Source organism: Bifidobacterium sp. ESL0784, from assembly GCF_029433295.1.
Lineage (GTDB): Bacteria > Actinomycetota > Actinomycetes > Actinomycetales > Bifidobacteriaceae > Bifidobacterium.
On record NZ_JAQTHV010000001.1, the window covers coordinates 666,312 to 690,169 of the forward strand.

The 23,858-nt window shown below is 52.9% G+C and carries 26 protein-coding genes and 1 tRNA gene; 16 read left to right on the plus strand and 11 right to left on the minus strand.

What is annotated here, in order from left to right; all coding sequences use genetic code 11:
* Positions 1-238 precede the first annotated feature (238 nt).
* Positions 239-1,705 carry an SIR2 family protein gene (locus tag PT279_RS02600; protein ID WP_277165109.1) on the plus strand — a complete coding sequence of 489 codons (1,467 nt, stop codon included), beginning with the start codon at positions 239-241 and terminating at the stop codon, positions 1,703-1,705.
* A gap of 67 nt (positions 1,706-1,772) precedes the next feature.
* Here the strand turns inward: PT279_RS02600 and PT279_RS02605 are convergent, their stop codons facing one another.
* Both PT279_RS02605 and pgm read right to left on the minus strand, forming a co-directional pair.
* Positions 1,773-2,969 (minus strand): ATP-binding protein, encoded by a 1,197-nt coding sequence (locus tag PT279_RS02605; protein ID WP_277165111.1) that lies wholly within the window; start codon positions 2,967-2,969, stop codon positions 1,773-1,775.
* Between the two features lie 353 nt (positions 2,970-3,322).
* Positions 3,323-4,999 (minus strand): phosphoglucomutase (alpha-D-glucose-1,6-bisphosphate-dependent), encoded by a 1,677-nt coding sequence (gene pgm / locus PT279_RS02610; protein WP_277165113.1) that lies wholly within the window; start codon positions 4,997-4,999, stop codon positions 3,323-3,325.
* A gap of 360 nt (positions 5,000-5,359) precedes the next feature.
* Between pgm and PT279_RS02615 the strand changes: the two genes are divergently transcribed.
* A complete protein-coding gene (locus PT279_RS02615; RefSeq protein ID WP_277165114.1) occupies positions 5,360-5,800 on the plus strand; it encodes a DUF3290 domain-containing protein in 441 nt (146 codons plus the stop codon).
* Between the two features lie 204 nt (positions 5,801-6,004).
* Positions 6,005-6,640, plus strand: coding sequence for a DUF421 domain-containing protein (locus tag PT279_RS02620; protein WP_277165116.1), 636 nt, complete (start codon positions 6,005-6,007; stop codon positions 6,638-6,640).
* A gap of 3 nt (positions 6,641-6,643) precedes the next feature.
* Here the strand turns inward: PT279_RS02620 and PT279_RS02625 are convergent, their stop codons facing one another.
* Complete coding sequence (locus PT279_RS02625; protein ID WP_277165118.1) at positions 6,644-7,744, minus strand: diacylglycerol kinase family protein; 1,101 nt, start codon at positions 7,742-7,744, stop codon at positions 6,644-6,646.
* 264 nt (positions 7,745-8,008) lie between these two features.
* On the opposite strand from PT279_RS02625, the gene PT279_RS02630 reads away from it, so the two are divergent.
* From PT279_RS02630 to PT279_RS02690, 13 genes are all read left to right on the plus strand, one after another.
* Positions 8,009-8,149, plus strand: a complete 141-nt coding sequence (locus PT279_RS02630) for a hypothetical protein (protein WP_277165120.1) — start codon at positions 8,009-8,011, stop codon at positions 8,147-8,149.
* A gap of 151 nt (positions 8,150-8,300) precedes the next feature.
* The gene (locus PT279_RS02635; protein WP_277165122.1) at positions 8,301-9,665 is read left to right on the plus strand and encodes a hypothetical protein; all 1,365 of its coding nucleotides are present in this window, start codon (positions 8,301-8,303) and stop codon (positions 9,663-9,665) included.
* Between the two features lie 435 nt (positions 9,666-10,100).
* A complete protein-coding gene (locus PT279_RS02640) occupies positions 10,101-11,453 on the plus strand; it encodes an aromatic amino acid transport family protein (protein ID WP_277165124.1) in 1,353 nt (450 codons plus the stop codon).
* 176 nt (positions 11,454-11,629) lie between these two features.
* Positions 11,630-12,916 carry a serine--tRNA ligase gene (gene serS, locus PT279_RS02645; protein ID WP_277165126.1) on the plus strand — a complete coding sequence of 429 codons (1,287 nt, stop codon included), beginning with the start codon at positions 11,630-11,632 and terminating at the stop codon, positions 12,914-12,916.
* Positions 12,917-13,219: 303 nt separating this feature from the next.
* Positions 13,220-13,304: transfer RNA gene (locus tag PT279_RS02650), tRNA-Ser, on the plus strand.
* Positions 13,305-13,588: 284 nt separating this feature from the next.
* Positions 13,589-13,861, plus strand: coding sequence for a hypothetical protein (locus PT279_RS02655; protein ID WP_277165128.1), 273 nt, complete (start codon positions 13,589-13,591; stop codon positions 13,859-13,861).
* A gap of 74 nt (positions 13,862-13,935) precedes the next feature.
* Entirely contained in the window at positions 13,936-14,265 is a 330-nt protein-coding gene (locus PT279_RS02660) for a hypothetical protein (RefSeq protein ID WP_277165130.1), read from the plus strand.
* Positions 14,266-14,294: 29 nt separating this feature from the next.
* The gene (locus PT279_RS02665) at positions 14,295-15,668 is read left to right on the plus strand and encodes a polymorphic toxin type 44 domain-containing protein (protein WP_277165132.1); all 1,374 of its coding nucleotides are present in this window, start codon (positions 14,295-14,297) and stop codon (positions 15,666-15,668) included.
* Positions 15,637-16,047: a hypothetical protein gene (locus tag PT279_RS02670; RefSeq protein WP_277165134.1), complete on the plus strand. Its 411-nt coding sequence runs from the start codon at positions 15,637-15,639 to the stop codon at positions 16,045-16,047. The genes PT279_RS02665 and PT279_RS02670 overlap by 32 nt, the downstream gene beginning before the upstream one ends.
* Before the next feature lie 211 nt (positions 16,048-16,258).
* Entirely contained in the window at positions 16,259-16,798 is a 540-nt protein-coding gene (locus tag PT279_RS02675) for a hypothetical protein (protein WP_277165136.1), read from the plus strand.
* A 52-nt stretch (positions 16,799-16,850) separates the two neighbouring features.
* The gene (locus PT279_RS02680; protein WP_277165138.1) at positions 16,851-17,243 is read left to right on the plus strand and encodes a hypothetical protein; all 393 of its coding nucleotides are present in this window, start codon (positions 16,851-16,853) and stop codon (positions 17,241-17,243) included.
* A 270-nt stretch (positions 17,244-17,513) separates the two neighbouring features.
* Positions 17,514-17,756, plus strand: a complete 243-nt coding sequence (locus PT279_RS02685; protein WP_277165140.1) for a hypothetical protein — start codon at positions 17,514-17,516, stop codon at positions 17,754-17,756.
* 15 nt (positions 17,757-17,771) lie between these two features.
* Positions 17,772-18,206, plus strand: coding sequence for a hypothetical protein (locus PT279_RS02690; RefSeq protein WP_277165142.1), 435 nt, complete (start codon positions 17,772-17,774; stop codon positions 18,204-18,206).
* A 148-nt stretch (positions 18,207-18,354) separates the two neighbouring features.
* Here the strand turns inward: PT279_RS02690 and PT279_RS02695 are convergent, their stop codons facing one another.
* From PT279_RS02695 to PT279_RS02730, 8 genes are all read right to left on the minus strand, one after another.
* Positions 18,355-18,504 carry a hypothetical protein gene (locus tag PT279_RS02695; protein WP_277165144.1) on the minus strand — a complete coding sequence of 50 codons (150 nt, stop codon included), beginning with the start codon at positions 18,502-18,504 and terminating at the stop codon, positions 18,355-18,357.
* A gap of 301 nt (positions 18,505-18,805) precedes the next feature.
* The gene (locus tag PT279_RS02700) at positions 18,806-19,246 is read right to left on the minus strand and encodes a GNAT family N-acetyltransferase (RefSeq protein ID WP_277165146.1); all 441 of its coding nucleotides are present in this window, start codon (positions 19,244-19,246) and stop codon (positions 18,806-18,808) included.
* 226 nt (positions 19,247-19,472) lie between these two features.
* The gene (locus tag PT279_RS02705) at positions 19,473-19,649 is read right to left on the minus strand and encodes a hypothetical protein (RefSeq protein ID WP_277165148.1); all 177 of its coding nucleotides are present in this window, start codon (positions 19,647-19,649) and stop codon (positions 19,473-19,475) included.
* On the minus strand, positions 19,643-20,110 hold the full coding sequence (locus tag PT279_RS02710) for a hypothetical protein (RefSeq protein ID WP_277165150.1): 468 nt from the start codon (positions 20,108-20,110) through the stop codon (positions 19,643-19,645). The genes PT279_RS02705 and PT279_RS02710 overlap by 7 nt, the downstream gene beginning before the upstream one ends.
* Positions 20,111-20,134: 24 nt before the next feature.
* On the minus strand, positions 20,135-20,758 hold the full coding sequence (locus PT279_RS02715) for a TetR/AcrR family transcriptional regulator (RefSeq protein WP_277165152.1): 624 nt from the start codon (positions 20,756-20,758) through the stop codon (positions 20,135-20,137).
* Between the two features lie 418 nt (positions 20,759-21,176).
* Positions 21,177-21,758: a hypothetical protein gene (locus PT279_RS02720; RefSeq protein ID WP_277165154.1), complete on the minus strand. Its 582-nt coding sequence runs from the start codon at positions 21,756-21,758 to the stop codon at positions 21,177-21,179.
* Positions 21,759-22,231: 473 nt separating this feature from the next.
* The gene (locus PT279_RS02725) at positions 22,232-22,648 is read right to left on the minus strand and encodes a hypothetical protein (protein WP_277165156.1); all 417 of its coding nucleotides are present in this window, start codon (positions 22,646-22,648) and stop codon (positions 22,232-22,234) included.
* A 146-nt stretch (positions 22,649-22,794) separates the two neighbouring features.
* A partial coding sequence (locus PT279_RS02730; RefSeq protein ID WP_277165158.1) for a hypothetical protein occupies positions 22,795-23,858 on the minus strand: 1,064 nt, incomplete at its 5' end.

Here is a 23,858-nt window from a genome sequence, read left to right on the forward strand (position 1 = left end):
TGTCAGTATTGACCGACTTTGCTGTCAATTTATGGGGATTACTCAATTAGAGCCTTGCGGGCTGCTTGAGTTGTTTGGCTAGTGCTTGATTGAACATCTGAGGAAAATCAAAGTTGTCTATTTTCGGTATCTGAGTATTGGAATGTTGGAATAGATTCCTCTTCTGGGAAGGCGTAAGAAAGTAAGGTATTCTAACATATAATAATAATTATCGTATTTTAAATAATAGAGGTTTGTTGTGAACGATTGTAATGAATGGGATTCTAATGCCGAAGAGTTATCTGAAGATTGTGAGTTTTCGCGAGATGATTTACTGAGATTGATTTGTAAACGCTCAAAGCAAGGTATGCTTGGACTCTTTGCGGGAACTGGGCTGACCAAAGCTATACTTGGCGATACAAAAGCAGACAGTTGGGTTAATTTATTGAAGTACTGCTCGAAAAAAATGGGTATTGCTGAGGGTGACTCAGATTACGAACATCTATTTGGCAGTGGGGAATCACAATCTGATTTTCTGGATTGTCCTAAAATTGCTTCTGAAATATGTAGGCTTGTGGCTGATGATAATGAAGATATGCCTCAAAGAAAAGCTTCATCTAAATTAAAAGAGTTCGTCTCTTTAAAGGTTATGCAGTATGGCGACCCTCCGATAAATGGCAGTGAGTGGTATAAACGATTTTTTGACATGATGTCGTTTGATTGGGTTCTGACGACAAACTACGATTCAGTAATTGAATCATTGATGCCGGGTAGCACACTAACGCTCCTGCCTGAAGAAAAATTTGTTAAAACCCGTAATCTGACCCCTGTTTGTCACCTTCATGGAAGTGTAACCGATCCACAATCTATCGTGATTACTGATGAGGACTATACGAGGTTTTTCCGAGCTGGAAATTATTGGCAATCACGATTGTCTTTTTTGGCTAAGGAACATGTGATGTTGATGGTTGGCTATGGCCTTGGGGATTCTGATGTCATCTCAGCAATAGATTGGTGTGGTTCTGTATATAAAGATAGAGAAACAAAAGGATATGATTGCCCGATAATCCAGATTCATTTTGAGCGTTCAAAACCTAAGACGGACCCATATATTCGAAAATATGGGGGCAGCGATGTCTATGTATTGGATGTTGAATCGCTTGAATCATTTACTGATGAATTGGAGGATGCTCAAGGAGAATCCAAACAGAGAGTCGCTGTTGTTGAGAAAGAAATTTCAGCATTAAACTCTTACTTTGCTGGCTTTAATGGTGATAATAATCGATTCAAAATCAATAGTTTTATTACCAATAGAGACGAAAGACAAGAAAAGCTTAAAATTATAAATACGTTGGATCCAGAATATGGCGATAAAATCTGGCCCAGTTTTCTCAAGTTTTTTAAAAAGGAGTTGGATAAAGTACACAACTTTTCACGTGAAGATAATCATTTTGGAGGCTACGATTATTGGCTTCAGATGATTATCGACGTTTTATGTATCATTGATTTCCGTAAGCTTCCTCCTTCATTCTTTCATGAAATCTGCGAATCATTTGATGAGGTGATGAGGTGGATAGATAGTGGTTCGGGCTACTCTTATGGTTATTCATGGGATGCAACAGGAACATGGAAGCGAGAAAAATCGAATATACCAGTCGTTGCTATGACTCAACTAAAGTTATTTTGTATAGCAAACGGACTTATCAACAGTAAAGGATTACTGTAATGTACAATCTTTAAAATTAATTGGTCCAGATGAATAGTATCAAACTGCTTTGTTGATATTGCTTTGTTTATTCAAGCAGCCAATCGAGCGCGTAAATCTGCCGGATACCATCGTATTCGGTCGGCATCGCGTCATCTAAAGTAAGCAATGTTTTGGGATAGTTGTCATCGATGCCACGGAATGACGACAACTCGCGTTCCAATGTTTCAGGATTGTGGACAGACTCGCATACTTGATAATAAGCCGGCCCGTTCGTCCCGTTGGTCACGAAGTCGATTTCGCCATTAGGCCCCTGACCAATGTAAACCTCCCTGTTGCGCCTTTTGAGTTCCAAGAACACGATGTTTTCCAGAAGCCGGCCGGTGTCTCGGACTTTGCCGGAACAAAAGATTCGGCGCATGCCCATGTCGACACCATAATATTTGTGTTCCTGTTGAAAAATGCGTTTGCCTTTGATGTCGTAACGGGAAACCGGATAGAAGATGAACGCCGAGCTCAACGCCTCAAGATAGTTGGAAACGGTGGGAGCCGAAACTTTTGCGTTCAGAGAGGTCATGGCATTGGCGATGGATCTTGGTGTGATGAGATTGCCGATATTGTCGAACATGTAGCGAGTAAGGGCATCGAGGGTTGCTGAGCGGGCTGTGCCAAGGCGTTGAGCTACATCTTTCACCAGAATTGTGTTGAGGATGCCTTCGAGATAGTCGTCAATCAAGGAATTGTTCCCGTCAAGTTCATGGATTGCGGGAAACGACCCCTCGTATAGGTAACGTGACCAGGTGCGTTGCACCGTCTCATCTTTTGGTGCGGCGCTTCGGTACTCTGCGAAGGAAAGTGGGGTCACGCTTATCTCGACGTAACGACCTGAGATAAGCGTTGCAAGTGTTCCACTGAGCATGGTGGCGTTTGAGCCGGTGACGTAAAGATCGATGTTGCGATGGGTCTGGAGGCTATCGAGTGCTTTCTGGAATTGGGGTACGTTCTGGATTTCGTCGAGCATGACATAATATTTTCCGTCGCCGTTGCACCTGCTGAGGATGGTATCGTGCAGTTTATGGTATTCGAGCAGTGACTCATTGCCGAGTGATTCCAAGTTGATGGAGACGATGTGGTCTTTTGGAGTGCCGGTATCGATAAGATGCTGGGCGAAAAGTTCGAGCAGAGTTGATTTTCCACAGCGGCGTACTCCGGTAACGACTTTGATGACGCTCTTGTCTTTCCATTGTTCCAAATGGCGCAAGTATTGTGGTCTGTCAATAAGCATGTCGGCTCTTTCAAAATAAAATGTATTTTACATATTATAGAAAATTCCTATGAATGTAAAATACATTTTATATTTTTGGTATTTTTCGAAGAATGTAAAGTCTGTTTTATATTTAGGAAGAAACGAGAGAGTTGAACAATGCTGTTAAGTTGAGGCGGATTTTTTTTGGGGGCAAGAGACTATTTTCGACTTCCGTGACAATCTTAAATCTGGATTTAAGAAAACAGAAAGGTCGGCCGATAATATTTTTAAAATGGCTGGATTACGCCATTTCGATTTTACTATCGACCGACCTTTGTTGTTCTTTCGTGGATTACTGAGCTGAAAGAATCGTTTCCATACAAATGTGCTGATTACTCGCCGAGCGCCTTGTCGACCACATCCGTGGCCTCGCTTAGCACCTGATCGAGCGCCTCGGGCGAGACGAACGACTCGGCGTAGATCTTGTAGATGTTCTCGGTGCCGGAGGGGCGGGCGGCGAACCAGTTGTTCTTGGTGGTCACCTTGATGCCGCCGATGGGCGCATCGTTGCCGGGTGCGCGGGTGAGCTTGGCGGTGATGTCCTCGCCGGCCAGCGTGGTGGCGGAAACGGATTCGGGGGAGAGTGCGGCGAACTTCTGCTTCTGCTCAAGCGTGGTCGGCGTATCGACGCGCTTGTACCAGCTTTCGCCGAATTCGGCGACCTGCTCCTGATGGAGCTGAGCCGGGTTCTTGCCGGTTTTTGCCGTGATTTCCGCGGCCAAGAGATCAGGAATAATTCCATCCTTGTCGGTGGTCCACACGCGGCCGTCACGACGCAGGAAACTCATGCCGGAGCTCTCCTCACCGCCGAAAGCGACCTTGCCGGTGAAGAGCGGATCGACAAACCACTTGAAGCCAACCGGCACCTCGACCAGAGGTGCACCAATGGAAGCTGCCACGCGGTCGATCAGCGAGGACGAGACCAGCGTCTTGCCCACACCGGTGCCCTTGGGCCATCCCGGACGTGCGCCGCCGAAGAGATAGGCGATGCACACGGCGAGGTAGTGGTTCGGGTTCATCACACCCCAGTCGGGGCAGACGATGCCGTGGCGATCGGCGTCGGGGTCGGTGCCGCCCACGAGGTCGTACTTGCTCCACGCGCCGGCGTTGAGTTCGTCAACGAGACCCTTCATCGCATACTGCGAGCTTGGGTCCATGCGGATCTTGCCGTCGTGATCGATGGTCATGAACCGCCAGGTCGGGTCCACGTCGGGGCGGACCACGCCGATATTGAGGCCGTACTTCTCGTTGATCAGCGGCCAATAATTGACCGAAGCGCCGCCGAGCGGGTCGATGCCCAAACGCACATCGGAGGAACGGATCAGGTCGAAATCGATGACATTGCCAAGGTCTGAAACGTAGTGGTTGCGGTAGTCGAAGCGCTCCACTAGCGGGGACTTGATTGCCTCGTCATAGGGCACGCGCTTGACGTTGCGGAACGAGCCGAGCAACTCGTTGGCTCGGTTGGCGATGGCTTCGGTCGCCTCAGCCGGAGCCGGGCCGCCGGTGACCGGGTCGTACTTGAAACCACCGTCGGTGGGCGGGTTGTGCGAAGGGGTCACGACGATGCCATCGGCAAGGCCTTCGCCCTCGAAGCGCTGCGAGCCGTCGGCGGCACGGTTGTGGGTGAGGATGGCATGCGAGATGACCGGGGTCGGCACGAAGTCGTCGCGCGAATCGATGCGCACGGTCACGCCGTTGGCCACCAGCACCTCGATGGCCGTTTTCATCGCTGGGTCGGAAAGCGCGTGGGTGTCGCGGCCGAGATAAAGCGGTCCGGTGACTCCGGCTTTTTTGCGGTATTCCGCGATAGCCTGCGTGATCGCGACGATATGCGCCTCGTTGAACGAGGTCTTGAGCGACGAACCACGGTGTCCAGAGGTGCCGAAGGAGACGCGTTGCGCCGGATCGGCCGGGTCCGGGATGGCGTCATAGTATTGTCCGATGACCTCGTTGACGTCGATGAGGTCGGCTTGTGTGGCGGGTTTGCCCGCATTGTTTGCAACCATGCCTCCATTGTGCCACAGTCGCAAGGCGAAAGCACGGGGTTTGCGCGCTATCACAACCAATCGCACACAGGTGTTGTGAGGTTGCGCGACCCATGAGTACGGCAAACGGATGTTGACTTCTTTCTATACATGGTTTCCGACGCTAATCTGTAGATTGGCAATAAACATTGAATAAACATTGTTGGAAATGCGAAGCAAAACGAGCGCGTCGTATCCAGATGATTTGGTGCCGGAAGCGGTCATACGCTTGGAAAATGTAATATAAATTCTTCTCTCAGCGCCAAAAGCCGGTCACGTATTGCGCCGCACTTACGATGAAACGGGAGAGATTACCTGCCAACCTACGTTTGGGGCATTTCCATGACATTTTACGGTATCAATTACCTGCAAAGCCAGCATGGCTTTAATCAGGTCGTTCGGTTCGTCATCATCATCGCGCTGTGCGTGGCGCTGGTCGCGTTCTTCGTGTTGTATCTGCGGCATCGGCTCAAGACGAAATATCGGGACTTGGGCATCATCGCGTTGCTGCTGGTGGTGCTGGTGCTCGGTAGCGGCTACACGCAGTTCCAGCAAAGTGAAACGGCCAGTGCGAAAAGCGAGCAGATGGTCAGTTTCGTCCAAGAAGTGGCCAAGGAACGGCACGTCTCGCAGGACGACGTGCTCGTCAATTCCAAATATCTGAACCAGGATGTCATTGTCAAAATCGGGAAAAAATACTATACCGTCAACCTCAACACGGACTACACCGCTTACAAGCTCACCGAAACCCACATGCTCACCGATGTCAAGGTGGAAAAGTGAGCGAAGACCACGCTAACTGCGATCGCGCTATGGGATATTGCGGGTAACAAGCATTCCTGCTAGAAAACGTATGTTTCTGTGGTCGGAAAAGTACGAAAACCAGCGGGATTGACCGGTTACTCGCGGGAACTGCGCATTCAGCTGACTAAAACCAACCAATTTTGATTATCGTGATTGTAAACATAAACAAGTAAGGGCGTCATCATGCTTATCAGCACCACACTTATCATCAAACTCGTCGTGGGCATCGTCTTCCTGATCGTCCACATCAACCTCTTCGGCAAATCCAACCTCGCGCCCACCAGCGCCATGGACCAGATCCAGAACTACGTGCTCGGCGCCATCATCGGCGGCGTGATCTACAACGAGCAGATCACCGTGCTCCAGTTCGTCTTCGTATTGGTCACATGGATGCTGCTGTGCATGATCATCAAGTTCGCCAAGGAAAACAGCCGGTTCTTCAAGAAACTCATCGACGGAAGCCCGGTCATGCTTATCTCGCACGGCAAGGTCGACGTTGCCACCTGCATGCGCAAAGGGGTTTCCGCCAGTGACCTCATGCTCAAATTGCGCGCCCAAGGTGTCTACGAGATTTCCAAGGTTCTGAAGGCCTACTTCGAGCAGAACGGCCAGTTGACCGTCATCTGCTACGGCGACGAGACCTTGCGTCTGCCGCTGATCGTCGACGGGCAGGTCGATACCGACGTGCTCGAGGCCATCGGCCACGACAAGGAATGGCTCGAAGACGAGGTCAAGAAGCAGGGTTACGAAGGCACCCACGGCGTATACATCGGCGAGTATGTCTCCAAGAAGCTGGAGCTGACCGGTTACGCCAAATAGAAGTTATTGTTCGAGTTCGGCTTTTGCCGGGACGCGTACGCGCAACGACTTCTGTTCCACGCTGAAACGGATGTGACTGGTGGAGCCGAGCATGTCGCCGTCGACTTGGGCCAGTGCCGGCTTTTCCAGCTTGATTTCGGCCCTGACGCCTTGAATCTGGTCCATCGTTGAATTGGTGGAAAGCGGGCTTTGCTGTGCCTTGCCGGTGATGGTCTGATGCATGACGTCGCCGAACAGGTTCATCCAGCCCAAAATGCCGCCGGAAGTGTCGATGATCTCGAAATCGAGCAGGCCGTCGTCGAACGAGGCGTCAGGCATCAGCGAAAATACCGGAATCTGGCCGCAGTTGCCGGCCATGAATGTGCGGAAATGCACTTCTCCGACGCTATGTGCGCTGCCGTCGGCGCTGGTGATGGTGACCGCCCCGCGGTATTTCGGCGCGAATAGGTGCTTCATGCCGCCCGAGAAATAGGCGAGCCAGCTGATGCTTTTCTTGAGCTCCGGGCTGGTGTCGCTGATCATGTCGGCGTCGAAACCGATGCCGGCGATGATCAGGAAGGCGTGGGCATGATCGTCGCCGGGCCGGTCGAGCAGAGCCAGACGTCCCATATCCACCATCTGCTCGCCGTGCGAGGTCGCGATGGCCAGCGCCGCGTTGATGTCATCGACCGGAATGCCCATGTTACGAGCGAAAAGATTGCCGGTGCCGATGGGAATGATACCCAAGGTATGCCCGGTGCCGCTTACCGCGCTTGCCACGGTGCGCACGGTGCCGTCGCCGCCGACAGCCACCAGGACGTCGGCCCCGTCCTTCAGCGCCTGAAGGGCACAAACACGGCCGTCGCGTTCCAGGGTGGTCTCGATGAATTCGATGTCGGTAATGTTGTGGTCTTTGCAGAATTCCTCGATATGCAAGCGCGAGCGTGCGGCCTGCGGCTTCGAAGGATTGATGATGAAAGCGTAGCGAACCTGATCGTCGTCTCGTTCATTGAGCCTCTGCACTCTGCGCCAGCGTTTCCAGGCGCGCCATATCAACGCGGCGGCGACGGCGAGAACACATACCGCAACCACGACGACGATGATGAAAAGCACAGTTCGAGACATGGCTCTATTGTGACGCGATACAGTGACGTTGTGCTCGAAGTTGAAAAAAAGATGAACGAAGCCTACACGTTGATTTCCTCCGGTTTGTTTTGACTTTTTGCTTGGCTGTGATTGCTCGTCGTTGCAACCCCTCAAGGGGTAGTGGCGCATGGGCGTGGAGCCGGTAAAGGAGGCATGAATCAAGGAAACGGAGATGAAACAATACCATCTCATTATTTGTCACAGAATTATCACGGATAGATTGGCTCCCATATACTGTGAATCATGTTCGACAAGGGAATTGAGACAGGCGTCATGGCCATTGCTGTGCGCCGCTCCTTGATTGCCCGTGCCATCGGCATTTTCGCTTCGACCCGTCGATCGTATTCGTCGTCGACCGTCGTCTGCAGCGATATTTCCGATTGATGTATTCGGTTTTTCGTAAACATTGAAAAATATTGCATGATTGCAACGGCACAATCTGCCTGGTAAAGCATGATGTTCTGCTTTGTATTGGGCAGTGGCCCATTTGGAGTGGATTTCAAAAAAATCTGAAAACATGAGGGAAAGTGGATTCATGGCGAGTCAAGAAGAGCGTCAGGCAAAAGAGCAGGTGGGCGGCGTGCAGGCCGACGCACCACGCGAGGCGCAGAAAGCCAAAGATTATAAGACGGACAAGGCCTATGCGCTGAAATGGCATGGCCAGGACGTGCGCTGGATGCTGAGCCTGTTCGGCACGGCCATCGGTGCGGGCGTCCTGTTCCTGCCGATCGACGCGGGCGGAGCGGGCATCATCGGCATCGTGCTGATGCTTCTTGTGGCCTATCCGCTGGCTTATTTCGCTCATCGTGCGATGTGCCGGTTCGTGCTTTCGGCCAGAAACCCGGACGATGACATCACCGACGTGGTCGAGCAGCATTTCGGCTTCGGTTTCGGCATGGTTTTCACCATCATCTACTTCGTCGAGGTGCTGGTCATCCTGCTGATGTACTCGGTCTCCATCACCAATACCGCCCAGAGCTTCATCGTCAACCAGCTGCACATGCCGGCGCCTCCGCGTTGGTTGCTTTCCCTCATTCTCGTTGGCGTGCTCATTCTCATCATGACCTGCGGCACTCGTGCCGTGACCCGCGTGATGAGCTGGCTGACCTGGCCGGTCATCGCTGTTCTCGTCATTTTCGCACTCTATCTCATCCCGCGCTGGAATCCTTCCATGCTCACCAGCATTCCGCGTAGTGCCTCCGGTAGCCTCGATTTCGGCACCCTTGCGCTTAATTTGTGGCTTCTGGTCCCCGTCATTGTGCTCACGTTCGATCATTCCGCCATCGTCTCCTCCTTCTCCGTCAACGTCCGCAAGCGTTATGGCAAGTATTCTGACGACAAGATCGGCAAGATCCTCAAGGTCGGGGAACCCATGATGGTCACCGTCGTTCTCTTCTTCGTGTTGAGCAGCGATCTAGCGCTGACGCCCGGCGATTTGGCAAAGGCCAAGGCGCAGAATGTTTCCATTCTGAGCTATCTGGCCAACATGCTCAATACCCCTGCCATCTCCTGGATCGCCTCTATTACTGCGTTCGTCTGCATCTTCAAGGCGTTCCTCGGCCATTACCTCGGCGTCGAAGAGGGGCTTGGCGGCATCATCCGCAAGGTGACGCATGCCAAGGGCGTGGTGGTCGAGCGCAAGAAGCTTAACGTCGTCGTCAACGTTCTGATGTTTGTCGCCTGCTGGCTCGTCGCCTGGGCCAACCCCTCAGCCATCGGCATGATCGAGACCATGGCCGGCCCGCTGATCGCCTTCGTGCTGCTGCTCCTGCCGATGTACGGCGTCCACAAGGTGCCGGCGCTCAAGAAGTACTCCCACAGGATCAGCAACGTCTTCATCGTGGTTGTGGGTGTGGTCGCGGTTAGCGCCATCTTCTACAACATCGTCGAACTGTTCTGACGTTTCCTTTCCCGTTCAGATAGCCTGCGAGCCTCCAAATCAGCGGCGCGCAGGCTATTTTTATGGTTCGTTTACGCTAAGTTGTCTCAATATGTGTCAAGCGGATTTGTTTTTTCTCTTGACGAGACTATGGTTATCAACATGTTCAATTTGGCAATGGAATCAGACGTCGCGGCCTTCGTCGCGCGTCGGTTCAGTGTTGCCCAAAGCTTGAACGTTTCGCGCTCGGCTCGTCGATCGTCGTCGGTCGTCGCCGGTCGCGATATCTCGGGTTCATCGTCTGAACTTCGTTAACACCCCAATATCGCATTCCGCATCGGCAAGGTTATCTGCCCGGTAATGCGTGGTGTTTTGTTCCGTTATCGGGCCGTTTCCTAGATTGAAGCGAATCCGAATCAATATCCCAAGAAACAAAACATCAGAAAGTGGTACCTCATGGCAACGCAACAAAAGCAACCAGCAAAACGACGAACGGAAGATGCGGAGGCCGAAATACCCAAGGAAAAGCAGGTCAGTGAAGCCTACGCGCTGAAATGGCATGGCCAGGACGTGCGTTGGATGCTGAGCCTGTTCGGCACGGCCATCGGTGCCGGCGTACTGTTCCTGCCCATCGACGTAGGTGGGGTCGGCACGCTCGGTCTGCTGCTGACGATTGTCATCGCATTCCCGCTGGCCTATTTCGCTCATCGGGCGATGTGCCGGTTCGTGCTTTCCGCCAAGAACCCGGGCGATGACATCACCGACGTGGTCGAGCAGCATTTCGGTTTCGGTTTCGGCATGGTCTTTACGCTGATCTATTTCGCGCAGATCTTCGTGCTGCTGATGGTCTATTCCATTTCCATCACCAACACCGCCGAAAGCTTCATCGTCAATCAGCTGCACATGCCGGCGCCGCCGCGTGGGGTGCTTTCCCTGATTCTGATCGCCATCCTCATCGTCATCGTCACCTGCGGCACCACCATCGTCACCCGGGTAATGAGCTGGATGACGTGGCCCGTCATCGCGGTGCTGGTGCTGTTCGCGCTCTACCTTATCCCGCGCTGGAACCCCTCCATGCTCACCAGCTATCCGCAGAACGCGGCCGGCGGTCTCGACCTTGGCAAGCTGGTCTTGAACCTGTGGCTGCTCATTCCGGTGATCGTGCTCACCTTCGACCATTCCGCCATCGTCTCCTCCTTCTCCGTGAACGTCCGCTTGGAATACAGCGCGAAATACGCGGAACGCAAGGCCATCAAGATTTTGAAGGCGGGGGAGCCCATGATGGTCGCCGTCGTCCTGTTCTTCGTCATTTCCAGCGATCTGGCGCTCGACCCGGCGAGCCTGGCCAAGGCCAAGGTGCAGAACGTTTCCATCCTGAGCTATCTGGCCAATATCCTCAACAGTCCAGTCATCTCCTGGGTGGCGGCGCTGACCTCCTTCTTCTGCATTTTCAAGGCGTTCCTCGGCCATTATCTTGGCGTCGAAGAGGGGCTTGGCGGCATAATCCGCAAGGTGGCGCTGACACGGAATCGCGTCATCAAGCGCGGCCCGCTGCGTGTGGCGGTCAATGCCATCATGTTCTTCGCCTGCTGGTTCATCGCCTGGGCCAACCCTTCCGTGATCGGCATGCTAGAGACGATGGCCGGCCCGCTGATCGCCTTCGTGCTGATGCTCCTGCCGATGTATGCCATCCACAAGGTGCCGGTCTTGCAGAAGTACAAGGGCAAGGCCAGCAACGTGTTCATTTTCGTGGTCGGTCTCATTGCCGTCACCGCGATCTTCTACAACATCGTGGAACTGTTCTTGTGACGGATAACAACAGTGCTGTGATTACAAAATATATTGCAATAATACATTGCAATAAATGGTAAATACGGATAATGGGTATTCATATTTATCTATGTCAATAAATCAGAAACGGAGGGTCCAAGGGCGGGTTTGCAGCCCGACCATAGGTGTCCCTTTGAGAAAGTAGGCTTGAAGTCATGCTAGATATCCAATTTATTCGTGAACATCCCGACGTCGTGCGTGAATCCCAACGCAAGCGTGGGGAATCCGTCGAGCTTGTCGACGAGGTTTTGAAGCAGGACGAGACCCGCCGCGCCGCCCTCAAATCGTACGAGGAGGCGCGTGCCAGCCAGAAGGCGATGGGCAAGAAGGTCGCCACCGCCGCCCCGGACGAGAAGGCCGCGCTGATTGCACAGACCAAGGATTTGGCCAACAAAGTCTCCGAATACAAGAAGACTTCGGACGACGCCGCCGAGGCCTATACCAAGGCCATGTGGCAGTTCTCCAACATCGTCGAGCCCGAGGCTCCCGAAGGGGGCGAGGATGATTACGTGGTGGTCAAGAAGGTCGGTACTCCGCGTGATTTCAAGGCCGAAGGCTTCGAACCCAAGGACCACCTGACGCTGGGTGTCGGCGTGGCCGGCATCGATATGCGCCGCGGCGTGAAGGTCTCAGGATCGCGCTTCTACTTCCTGCGCGGCGCCGTCGCCCGCATGCAGATCGCCATGCTCACCATGGCCGTCGATCAGGCCGAGGAGAACGGCTTCACGCTCGCCATCACGCCTACGCTGGTGCGCCCCGAAGTCATGGCCGGAACCGGTTTTTTGAACTCGCATGCGGACGAGATCTATCGCCTGCGTGAACCTGACGATCAGTATCTGGTCGGCACCTCCGAGGTGGCGCTCGCGGGCATGCACGAAAACGAGATTCTTGATCTTTCCAACGGTCCCCTGAAGTACACGGGCTGGTCGAGTTGTTACCGCCGCGAGGCCGGTGCCGCGGGCAAGGATACCTCCGGCATCATCCGCGTCCATCAGTTCGATAAGGTGGAGATGTTCGTCTACTGCAAACAGGAGGACTCCCGCGAGATGCACAAGCAGCTGCTCGGCATGGAAGAGCAGATGCTGGCCAAGGTCGAAGTGCCTTACCGCACCATCGACACCGCCGCCGGCGATCTCGGTTCTTCCGCTGCACGCAAATTCGACAACGAGGCTTGGGTGCCGACGCAGGGTCGCTATCGCGAGCTCACGTCCACCTCGAACTGCACCGAGTATCAGGCTCGCCGCTTGAACATTCGTGAGCGTACGGAAGACGGATCCACCCGCGCAGTTTCCACCTTGAACGGCACTCTGGCCACTACGCGCTGGCTCGTCGCCATCCTCGAGAACCATCAGCAGAAGGACGGTTCTATCGAGATTCCGAAGGCCATGCGTCCCTACATGGGCGGCCGCGAGGTCATCGAGCCCACCAAGTGGGAGGCCTGAGGCTTTAGCCCCAGTCTTTCGTCATCCGAAAGCGCTATAAATAAGTCGTTGACAATCATTGGGCGGTTTATTTATGGCGCTTTTCTGTGGTTTCGCCATTTTTGGGCCGCTGGAACTTTGTGAGTGGCCTGTTTGTGGTGTGTCCCTGTGTTTTCGCCGTTTTTGAGCCACTTGGATGTTAGCAGTGGCTTGTTTATGGCGCAAATGCTCGATGATCGCCGGAAGGGTGCGCGTCTGCTGTCTGCGGGCGGTTGCTATAATCTTTTTCGTTGCGTTTGCGGTGTAAGCCGTTGATCGCAACATGGACAGGTGTCTGAGCGGCCGAAAGAGACGGTCTTGAAAACCGTTGAGGAGCAATCCTCCGCGAGTTCGAATCTCGCCCTGTCCGCTGTCAAAGGGTTTCAGGTTTCGACCTGAAACCCTTTTTGTTTTGAGAATTATTGGCAATGACTCCGATATCTCGACATTTAACCCATGCTTAATTTTCGCACTTCTGCCGTCTGTAACCCTCAACGCTGAATGGGATGTCTGAAGATGTGCAGAGGATGTGCAGTTCGACTGATTTTTGTGAGTGAGCGGTGCAAAAAAGAGTTAATCGAAAATATTGCTAATAATTATTATACGATAGTCTGATATAACTTTTGTTTCTGTTTATGGATCGGAAGATATGGTATGGCCAAAGGGGAAATCAAATCGAGCGCTGTGGCAGCTCAAGAGGCAATCGGCGAACTGACGGGTCTTGATGCGTCGGGTTTTGCGAACCAGTCGGTGACCATGGGGTCGGCCACGGTCGCGTCTATGAAGGCTGGGGCGAGTCTGTGCAACGCGTTGATGGGTGACGTTTCTGATGTAGTCTCTTGCGTTCTGTCTCAGGCCAACAAGTTCCCGCAGATTGCGCATGTCATCGAGGAACGAGACGAAGCCGCCGCGCAGCGATGGAAGTGAGGTAAAGCGTTATGGGATACTATTCGGGGAATTCTGTTGTTCATTCGAAACCTTCCGATGATGAGGAAGAAGATTTGAAACGGGCTGAACGCATTCGTCAGATCACTTCCGAACAGGAGGATTTGGAAAGTCTGCGCTGGCGTGAGAACGCTCGCGATGAGCAGTTCGTCGAGGAGTTCTCGACGCTTGCGGGGCGAACGCGGCAGCTCTACGAAGATGCCGGTGTTACTCTTTCGCAACGCAAGCAGGAACAATTGGCCGTCATAGAGGACGTGGAGCGCAACGTGCGTGAGTCGGCGGAACAGCATAGCGATGAAGTCAACAGATACTGTTTGGACACTTCGATGCGCCTGGAGGAAGAGGCCGACGAACTCAAGAAGAAAAGAAGGGATTCTCGATGGTAGTCTATGATTCCGGTGATTCGGACGCTCTGATGAATGCCTTGCAAGCCGACCTGAAAGGTGCCAGCGAGGTGTTCGGGCGGCTTTTAAAAGGCAGTGGTCATCTTGTGGACACTGTGAACTCGGGAACGCTGAAGGGGGCGGCGTACACGGCCGGCAGGGGAATGTTCGTCGCCTATATCGACCCAATGGTGCAGAAGCTCCACGAGGCCGTCGAAGACATACAGAACGATCTGAACGCATACCGAGCCTCTGACGGCGAGATACGCGCGGTCGACACCCACATCGACGGCGACTTGGTCCAGAAACAGCTCGACAACACAAACCATATGATCGATGTCGTGCAGCAAAAGATTAAGACGGATCAGGACAAGCTCAATTCGATGGGAACCGCCGGCTCTTCAGCGCAGGATGCAAAGGCTTTGGGGACGGACTACGGAAAGCTGCAGAAGCAACTTCACAATTTGCAGAAACTTAAAACCGAATATGATGAGGAATTGGCTGCGCTTCGGGCTTTCGCTGACGATACGGCTCCATTGTTCAAGGACAGCTTGCAGGCGTTCAAGGACGCGATGCGGGGCGTGAAGGCTATCAACAGTACACGCGCCAACGCCGACGGGTCAATCATATTCCCGCCCGGTGCAGATATGAGTTGGCTAGACACCTTGCGGGGCGACAAACTGAAATCCGGTCTGGATCCGAATACTCTTCCTGTTTCCTACAGGGTCAAGGTCACGGAGATTCAGGATGATCCGAATCTCAAGCCCGAAGACGAGGCCCAAAAAATTGAGCAGGTCTACGAAGACTGGCTACATTCTTTGGCTCCTGGCGCTTTCGATGAATATGCCAAGGCCAGGAAAGCATATGATGAGGCAAAAGAAAAATACGAAAAATTGCATCCCGGCAAAAAATATCATCTCGTAGCCGATGATCCTGAGATTATTGCAGCTGACGAGAAGCTTTCCAAAGTACTGCATAATACGCATGTCAACATTCGTGTTGCTGCACAGGGCCTCGGCGATGATGTCGCTAGGATTTCGTCCAAAAACGATTTAATGGAGTTTTACAACATGGTGCAAACGGATCATCCATTGGATTTGAAAAGTCATCCTTATGGGAAGGACAATTACTCTATTTGGTCGAGAGGATGGGATGGCAATCCGCCGGATGAGAAGAACAACGGTTATCCGTCTTCGGACTTTCTCGGCAACTATCTTTATGGCTATTACGGCAGTAGCGTCGGCTTCGATTCAGGAACGTTGCATACCGGTGCAGGTGGAGCACAGATACTGTCCGATTTAGGTAGGTTCCAGCTCAATTTCCATGGTGATAACCAAGGAGATTCCGATGATATTGACAAAGGAATCAAAGACTATGACGAAACACATGATAAGAAACACCGTTAAACGTCACAAGGTGGCAACCTCGATTATTGCCGTGCTTCTGGTTCCCGTTTTGCTGCTTGTGTTCTGGTTTTCTTTTGCGGCTATCAAGTACTATACGTTCGACGCCATTTATTATCCGTATCAGGAGAAGCAGTTCAATGTGAAAAACCGCATTGAGCTGATTGAAGGTGTCTCGCTCTATGTGAGCAGTGACAGCCCTGATGTAACAGTGAAGGTTCAGAGCGATGACGGCGTTAGCTACGGGTCTTTCCGCGGCGTGAAGAGGAATTGGAAGACAGTGGTCGGTGAGCACTACACAATCGTTGTCAAGAACAATACCGACCGTTGGATTACTGCACATATCGATTACTCGGATGATACCTGTTCGCCGATTTGCTAGTAGGCTGCGCATGTTAGACAATTCCATCGACTTGGATGCAATGATAAAAGGAATAATGTTATATGGAGGGCAATAGGAAAAGCCGAGAATTCGTATGGCCGTTAAACAGCATATGCCGCTAGTTGTTGCCATTGGCATCCCAACGGATTTGGTTTTCGTTTTGATTTCTCTTAGCGGGGATGGGTTATCTGTTGATGCATGAGGTGGCTATATGCGTCAGATGCTCCACGATAAAAAAGAGTTCATTTTACTGGAGACAAAGACAACATACGAAAAAATTGGGGAGTCAATCCTGGCGATCAGGACGCAATTCAGAAAGGAATCGATGCAAATGACCGGAAATGGCGAGAAGGACAAAGTAGCGGACGTCATTAGGCGGCATAAGGCTATTGTTGTCGCTGTCGGTGTGCTCTTGGCCTTCATTCTACTGATAACGCTTCCGATACCGGTCATAAACCTGAAGTGGGATGTGATTGATCCGACCTACTGGCCGCATCAGGAGAAGACTGTGTCCAAGGTAGAGAATCGAGGTGACCCGGGTGATGACGGAACATTGACGGCTGTATGTAATGACAGTGCGGATATAAGGATCGCGATTTACAACGACAAAGGCCGCCAAATCCGGTCTTTCAACAGTGTCGGACATTTGCAGGTCGTTGTGCCTCCGGGGGCGACCTATACATTCGTTGCCAAGAACACTACTGGCAATTGGACTCATGCTAACGTGCATGAATGCGACACCTACAGCTGAAGTATAAATCATAAGGATTGGGAGCTTAGTCAAAAGTATGGAAAGGCGTGGGATGCGAACTGCTGTTAAACGGCATAAGGCGGCTATTGTGGCCATCGGTATTCCTCTCGTCCTGATCCTGTTGGTCGTGCTGCTGGTTCTTGGGGTGAATCTGAAGATGGAGGTTATCGATCCGACTTACTGGCCATATCAGGAGAAAACTGTGAATAGTGTTGATACTTCGTATAGTGAGGATGGAGTGCTGATGTGTCTGGCCAATGAAAGCCCTGATGTCACGGTCACTATCTACGACGGCAGGGGACACAAGGTCGACTCTTCCATTGGTGGGCCCGGATTTGAATGGCATCTTAGCGTTCCCGGCAAGACGAAGTACACGTTCAAGGCGAGGAATACTACTGGTCATTGGGCCCATTCCAATGTGCATGAGTGCGAGCCCTATAGTTGACGTGCGGTTTTGGAGGAGGCGAATACGTCATGCTGCAGAATCGGGAAGTCAACCCTGGCGATCAGGACGCAATTCAGAAAGAAATCGATGCAAATGACCGGAAATGGCAAGAAGAGCAAAGCGGCGGACGCCATTAGACGACATAAGACGATTATTGTCGTTATCGGGGTGCCCCTCGTTTTCATTCTACTGATAGCGCTTCCGATACCGGTCATAAATCTAAAGATGGAAGTGATTGATCCGACCTACTGACCGCACCAGGAGAAAACGGTGTACAGCTTCAATAACACGGATGACGACCCACACGGCGGTGGAGTGATTGTTGCCGTGTGCAGCGACAGCCAAGACGTTGTTCTTACCATCTACGATGGCAGGGGGCGTCGGGTGCAGTCGATCCGGGAAGGCAAGCTCCAGGTCATCGTGCCGCCGCAGACGTCTTATACGTTTGTTGCGAAGAACGCCACGGACCGTTGGATACACGCCAACGTGCATGAGTGCGACATAGATACCTGACAGGAATCAGGGAAGATGATGGGGAATACATATGACAGACGATGGACAAAGCGCAAGATAAGAAACACCGTTAAACGTCACAAGGTCGTTTCGACTGCTATCGGCATTCCTTTTGTTGCCATTGTGCTGATTGTGGTTGTGGTTCTAGGACAATTTATTCAACAAAGAGTGATTGACCCGGTGTATTACCCTTACCAAGAGAAACGATTCAGCGAAACGGTCAATCTCAAGGAGAATGAGTCTGCTGTTGCTGTCGATGTGAGCAACAGCAGTCCGGATGTTACGGTCACGGTACTAAGCGGAGATGGCTCCAATGTGGGTTCTTTCCGCGGTGTCAAGAAAGTTTTCAGAACCACCACTAATGGTCGTTACACGATTGTGGTCAAGAACGACACCGGCCACTGGGTGCATACCGATGTGGGATACTGGGGCGTCGCCTGTGTGTGCTGATGGCTGTTGAGCGCGTGCCAATGTCGATTATTGGGATAATGCATGTTCTCCGTTGGGCTGCTAGCGTTTGCTGCCAGATTCATTTAGGCTTGCGCTGTAGCCGCTTTATCCGTGGCGCGGCTAAACAAGGACGGTATTTTTGTCCGATTCAAAGAAATGACCTGGCGGGGATGATTATCTGAGGGGCATCGGGGCAAGCGCTGCCGTCTTGATTACCAAGGCGGACAGCATCGTTACCGATGTCATGCTCGTGGCTGTCATCGGCTACCTGCTGGTCATGGACTACCGAAGCAGGCACGGACGGCATCCACTAAGTGAAGCCGTCCGGTTCGTCCGGGCGCCTTTTCAGGATTTCATCGTTTGGCTCGATTACCTTTGGTGTCGAGCGCGTTCCGTCAGAGTTGCCGACATCCAGGATGCTTATCTTAAATTGTCTGGCGAGTTGCTGAGCATTGTGTCTCATTGCCATAGTGGCTTGACGGTTTTCCCTCGCTTCTGCAAGGAGGGCAGCAGAAATATCCTAAGTAGTCTGCACGCCAGTACAGATATGATGCCGGCTTCGAAGACGAAGGCGCCGTCGGTCGATAAATCGTCCGTCTCTACCGCAGCCGTTTACCGAACCTGGCCTGCATTTTGTCGAGCTTGTAGCCGATGGCCTGGTAGAACTGGTGGGCGCCTTTGCGGTGTTCGGCGGAGTTGAGGCGTACCTCCTCGGCGTCGATGTCGCGCGCCCATGCCTCGACGGCTTCCATCAGTCGCTGTCCCGCGCCGTTGCCGCGAGCGGCTTGTGAGACGGCAAGGCCCATGACGTTCACGGCCGGATCGCCGTAGGTCGCCTTGTAGGTGTTGGCCTGCACGTAGCCGACGACGCTGTCGTCCTGGACGGCCACGAAAACACGGCAGCCGGGGTCGGCGAGCAGCTCCTTGAGCCGTTCGTGCGTGCAGTCGGTTGGATAGTCGTAGCCCAGGCAGGTCTTATTGATGTGCTGCAAGGCCGGCGCGTCATCGTCGACTGCCTTGCGGATAGTGATTTCATGCATAGACGGGATTTTAGGAAACTCTTCGGGAACGCGGCCGTCTTCAGTGTTTTCTGCACGTTTCCTCCATCGAGAGGAGAGGGATGCCTACCTATTGCCGATAGGGTTCGGCATCTTCGGATCACCTCAAGGCGGCTTCTACATCGCGTTCCTCGCTAAGGCAACCGGCGCGAAAATGCCCCAATGCCTCGGAGCCACCATCGGACGGACCATCCGGCAAGCCGTCAGGCTAAAAGTCCAGGTCGACATATCCCTCAGACGCGTTCCATGGAGGTTGTTCGTTTTCGTCTTGTCTCTTGTAAAGATGTCCTGGCGCAAAGACGACATACGGCGCGGCCACAAGGGCGACTGGAACCAACACTCTGAGATTCATGACGATGACCTTTTCTTCTGCTGGCTTCAACATCTTTCCGTTGTCGCCGAATGGTTGTTGATGGCATCGGCGGTGCCACGTGGGTCGGTCACACCCAGCACGAGCCGGTCGAACTTTTCGCCGCGCAGCTGGATGACCAGCGGCTGCTCGGGTTGCTGGATGTTCCAGAACTCGGTGTCCCCGTCCTCGAGTTTGAATGTGCCCGCGTGCTTACCGGGTGTCGACAGGCCGGGCGTGCGGATTGCTCCTCGCTTGGCAAGGCGCATCCCGGGATCGACCGTCGCTCCCATCACATGCGTCAGCGGTATCTTCATACCTTTGGTGAACGACCATAGCCTGTCAAGGCCGTTGACCGTTACCGTCAGGGTTGTGTCATCGACGGTTACGGTGTTGCTTGCTTTTGCCGTGTCGGTATTTCTGTCGGAAATTTCGGCATTGCCGATCTTGCTTCTGCCCATCGCCGTATCCTTTGGCTCTTCGCTGTTTGCGGTCATGTTTCCTCCTGATAATGGTTGTTGTCACTGCTTATGAGGTCTTTGTGTTTCTTCGGGTTTATATATTGATGAGGTGCCGATTCCGGCCCGTTTGAGTAGGCACTGGCCAAGAGCTTCATCCAGCTGTATCCTCTGTGGCGGGGCGAGCCGGGAAAACCAATCTGTAAGAAGGTTTCTCGCTTTTGCGTCATGCGGTGCCAATTCCAGACATGTGATGGCCACGAGCGTGAGGACACTATCTGGAAACATGCTGTTCGAAGGTGTCTGGATTTCAGATGGTTTTTCTCCGTTGTCCTCTTCAGTAAAACCTGATTCCGAAGTCATGCTGGTTCGATCAGCCCCCGTCGTCGGCTCGTCGGCGTCGGACTCATCCATGGCAGCGTCTTCGGGAAGGTTCCGCAACGTGCCGTCTGGCATGTTCTGTAACACGCTTTGCAAAACACTCAGAAACACGCCCTGTTTGCTTCCGAAAGCCTGATACAGGCTGCCGCGCTTCAATCCGGTCGCGGCGACCAGATCGTCGACCGAAGTCGCGTCGTAGCCCTGGCGGCGGAACATGTCGCCGCACTGTGTGAGCACCTGTTGCTCGTCAAAACTTCTTGGTCTTGCCATGGCTATCACGATAACAGTTTTTGAATAAATAGTCAAAAACTATGGAATCCGGTTTCTTCCCCGTGTTGACCGTTGAGCAGTGGCGGCTGATTGTCGGATTCCGGGATGCCGATTTGACCATTCCTGGTCAGGTTCTGTCATCGTTCAGAGTGTCGTGTAGACCCGTATGCAATCTTGAAGAAACGTATGCACGGGGTGAGATGCGGGGTGCGGCGGATGCCGATGAACGAAGAAAGGTCAATGTTTCCTGCGAAACAAGACATGTTTTCACTCGAATCTCGCTCTGCTAGCTTCCAAGGGGTTTCAGATTAATTTCTGAAGCCCCTTGGTTTTACCGCGAAGTTGTGGAAATCATGATTGTGGGATTTATCGGTTTATAGGCCAAGGCAAGGTAATGTTTGGATTATCGAGTAAAAGCTGTCTGACGGCATCAAATCGAATAGTTGGACGAATATCACCAGTTGTCAGCAGCTGTATTGACGGCGTCCCACACCGCCTGATTGCTGGCTTTTTCCAGTTTTGCGTCGTTCTCATTGAGAGTAAAACAATGTTCGTATTTGGAATCATCTTCCGCGCGGCAACGTTTGATTGTGGATGTGCCATTGCTGATGGTTACGGTTACAGCGTACACTGGTGGGTTTTGGAATTGCCGTTTTGCCTTCGGACTATCCGGCATGACGGTTACTTCGAATCCGAGTTTGCCGTTTGTCCCATGTATTTCGTCTGGCCGTCCAATCTGGAACAACATCCCGTCCTCCTCGACATAGATATAGAAGATTCCATCATCGCCCAAATCGTCGCTTGGCTGGATCCGGATATTGGTTTTGCCGCTGCGGTTGATGGCTTGCTGGACATGGCCGGCGCTGCTGCCCATCATGGCCTTTGTCTGGGTGACGATGTCGGTGTTCAGGAGGTGCCTGGCTGGGAAGGTTGTGGTCCAATGCCAACAGACCAATGCGACGATAATTATGAGAAGTATGAGAACGGCTCTACAGACGTTATGCCGCCAATGCCTTTTTAATAGCTGCTGGTTCATTTGATGTCCTTTTCGAGTGTGGCGATGAAGTCGTCGAACGTCTTTTGTTGCTGATCCTTGCTGATTTTATGGCCGAGTGCACCGGCTCCGGGTGAGGCGGTAGCGACATACATGCCGTTGGCTTTGAGCCAATCGAGCCCCTTCTTGGGGGCATGGTGGCCGGTTGGGTCGTAGTTGCTGCAGAACTGGTGGGCGCGGTTGTCGCCTTTGGGAGCTGCATATAGTAATTTCTGACGGCTTCCTGACGGTCCATTTTGGCGGCTCTGGGATGTAGCGGCTCAGGTTGATAGCGTCTATATCGGCGTTCCAGTCGGCCTGACGGCCGATTCGCCAGCTATGTCGTCGGCCCATGCGATTACCTTGTCGGAACGATTGTCGGTCTCGCTGTTCAGCCATGAGAGACGGTCGAATACAGACCATGAATCCTGAACCGTGAATTGTCCTCCACGCCGGCGTGGGGCTGCATACATCTGTCACCAGTTGTCGGCGAGGGTATTGAGAAGATACTGCAACGATTGTTCACACATGTGCTCAGCCTGTTTCTGCTTTAATCCGGTGTGTGACAAAAAATCTTTACAGTCATCCTGATCTATGGACACGGAATCGTTTGACAATTTCATGCCGGCTCCGGTGTCGGTATCATTTTTTCGATGCATGTTGAAGCCGATAATATCGATGCCTTTGCCATGTGTCGCATACTTGTCGGAGACGTCAAAATCCCGAATACGGATTGTGTAGCCGTTTTGCGTGATGCTGATGCTGTGGAATCCGGCCCCCCGCATGGGGTTCTGTTCCGCGTCGACGGTTATGTCTTTGTCCCCGCTTCGCTGTGCGGCCTGTTGGGCCTTGCTTCCATCGGTCTTGAACAGGGCGGTGATTTGGGCGGCCATGCTGTCATGCGACGCGTGCCGACCAGGGAACGAGGTGCGCCAGTACCATACGATGGGAGCGCAGGCGAGGCTGATGGAAAGCAGCACGGCTAGGATGATGAACCATATGGGTGGTTTCCGTTTCCGTCTGACGGGTGTCCGGGCGTTCATCTGCCGCGCTCCCTGTCGAGGGTCTGGAAGAAGAACCGGTAGGTTTTGGCGGGGTCGAGGCCTTTCCTGAGCGCGTCGAGTCCCAGGGCGACGTCACCAGGCGGAAGGAAGGACTGGGCCCCGGCGGTGCCCTTTAGCCATGCCATGCCCTTGTCTGGATCATGGCCCCCGGTGGGATCGTAGTTGCCGAGGAACTCGTCAGCCCTTCGTCGCGGGTCGTGTTCGACCCGGCGGTTGTAGTCGTTTAAGATCTTCATCGGATCCTGGCTGGGGTGTTCGGTGAGGCGTTGTTGAAGGTTGATGGCGTCCATGTCGGCGTGCAGGTCGTCGGCGTCCATGCTGCCGGACGCGATGTCACCGCCCCAGGTAGCCGCTTCGCGGTAGTTGCTAGGCAGCTTTACCGGCATCTTCGGGTTCAGAGGGTTGGGTATGAAGATGCTGGTGCCTTCATGGTAAAGGGCGGATTTCGGGTCGGTGTTCAGCATCGCCGCCAGGCTCGCCATCTCATGCACGAAATCAACCTTCGCGGGATGCTTCAATATTTTCTCATGCTCGTCTTTGCCCTGGTGGAAGAGAAGCATGTCGTTAATGAAATATTCAGCGGTACCGATTTTTGGATTGTCTTTCTTACCTTTTGGATATCCAATGGCGGCGAGCATGGAAATGAGCTGGTCGTGGCTCATGGTGTTGGCAGCGATACCCCAGAGTTTACCGCCGTCTCCGCCGGAATCGGGGCCGTAGCCGATGGAGCCGATGATGCAAGCGTATTCGTAAGCCTCTTGCTGAGAGTTCCATCCCTGTTCCTTAGCGTATGCGTGGAAGCGAATGGTGAACTCTGCCAGTTGCTCGGCCTGTTCCTTGCTCATGCCATACTCGTTTTCGAACATCTCGGCCATATCAGTCTTGCTCATGCCACCAGCGGCAAGGTCACCGAGGCCCATGCCATTGCCCGATTGTGGCGTGGCGTTCTGGTAGAGGTTCCGGGTGGTTTGGTCGAGGGTGTGGAGGCGTCGTATCTTGTCCTCGAGCCGGGCGGCCTGTTGTTCGCCTTGCTGCCGCA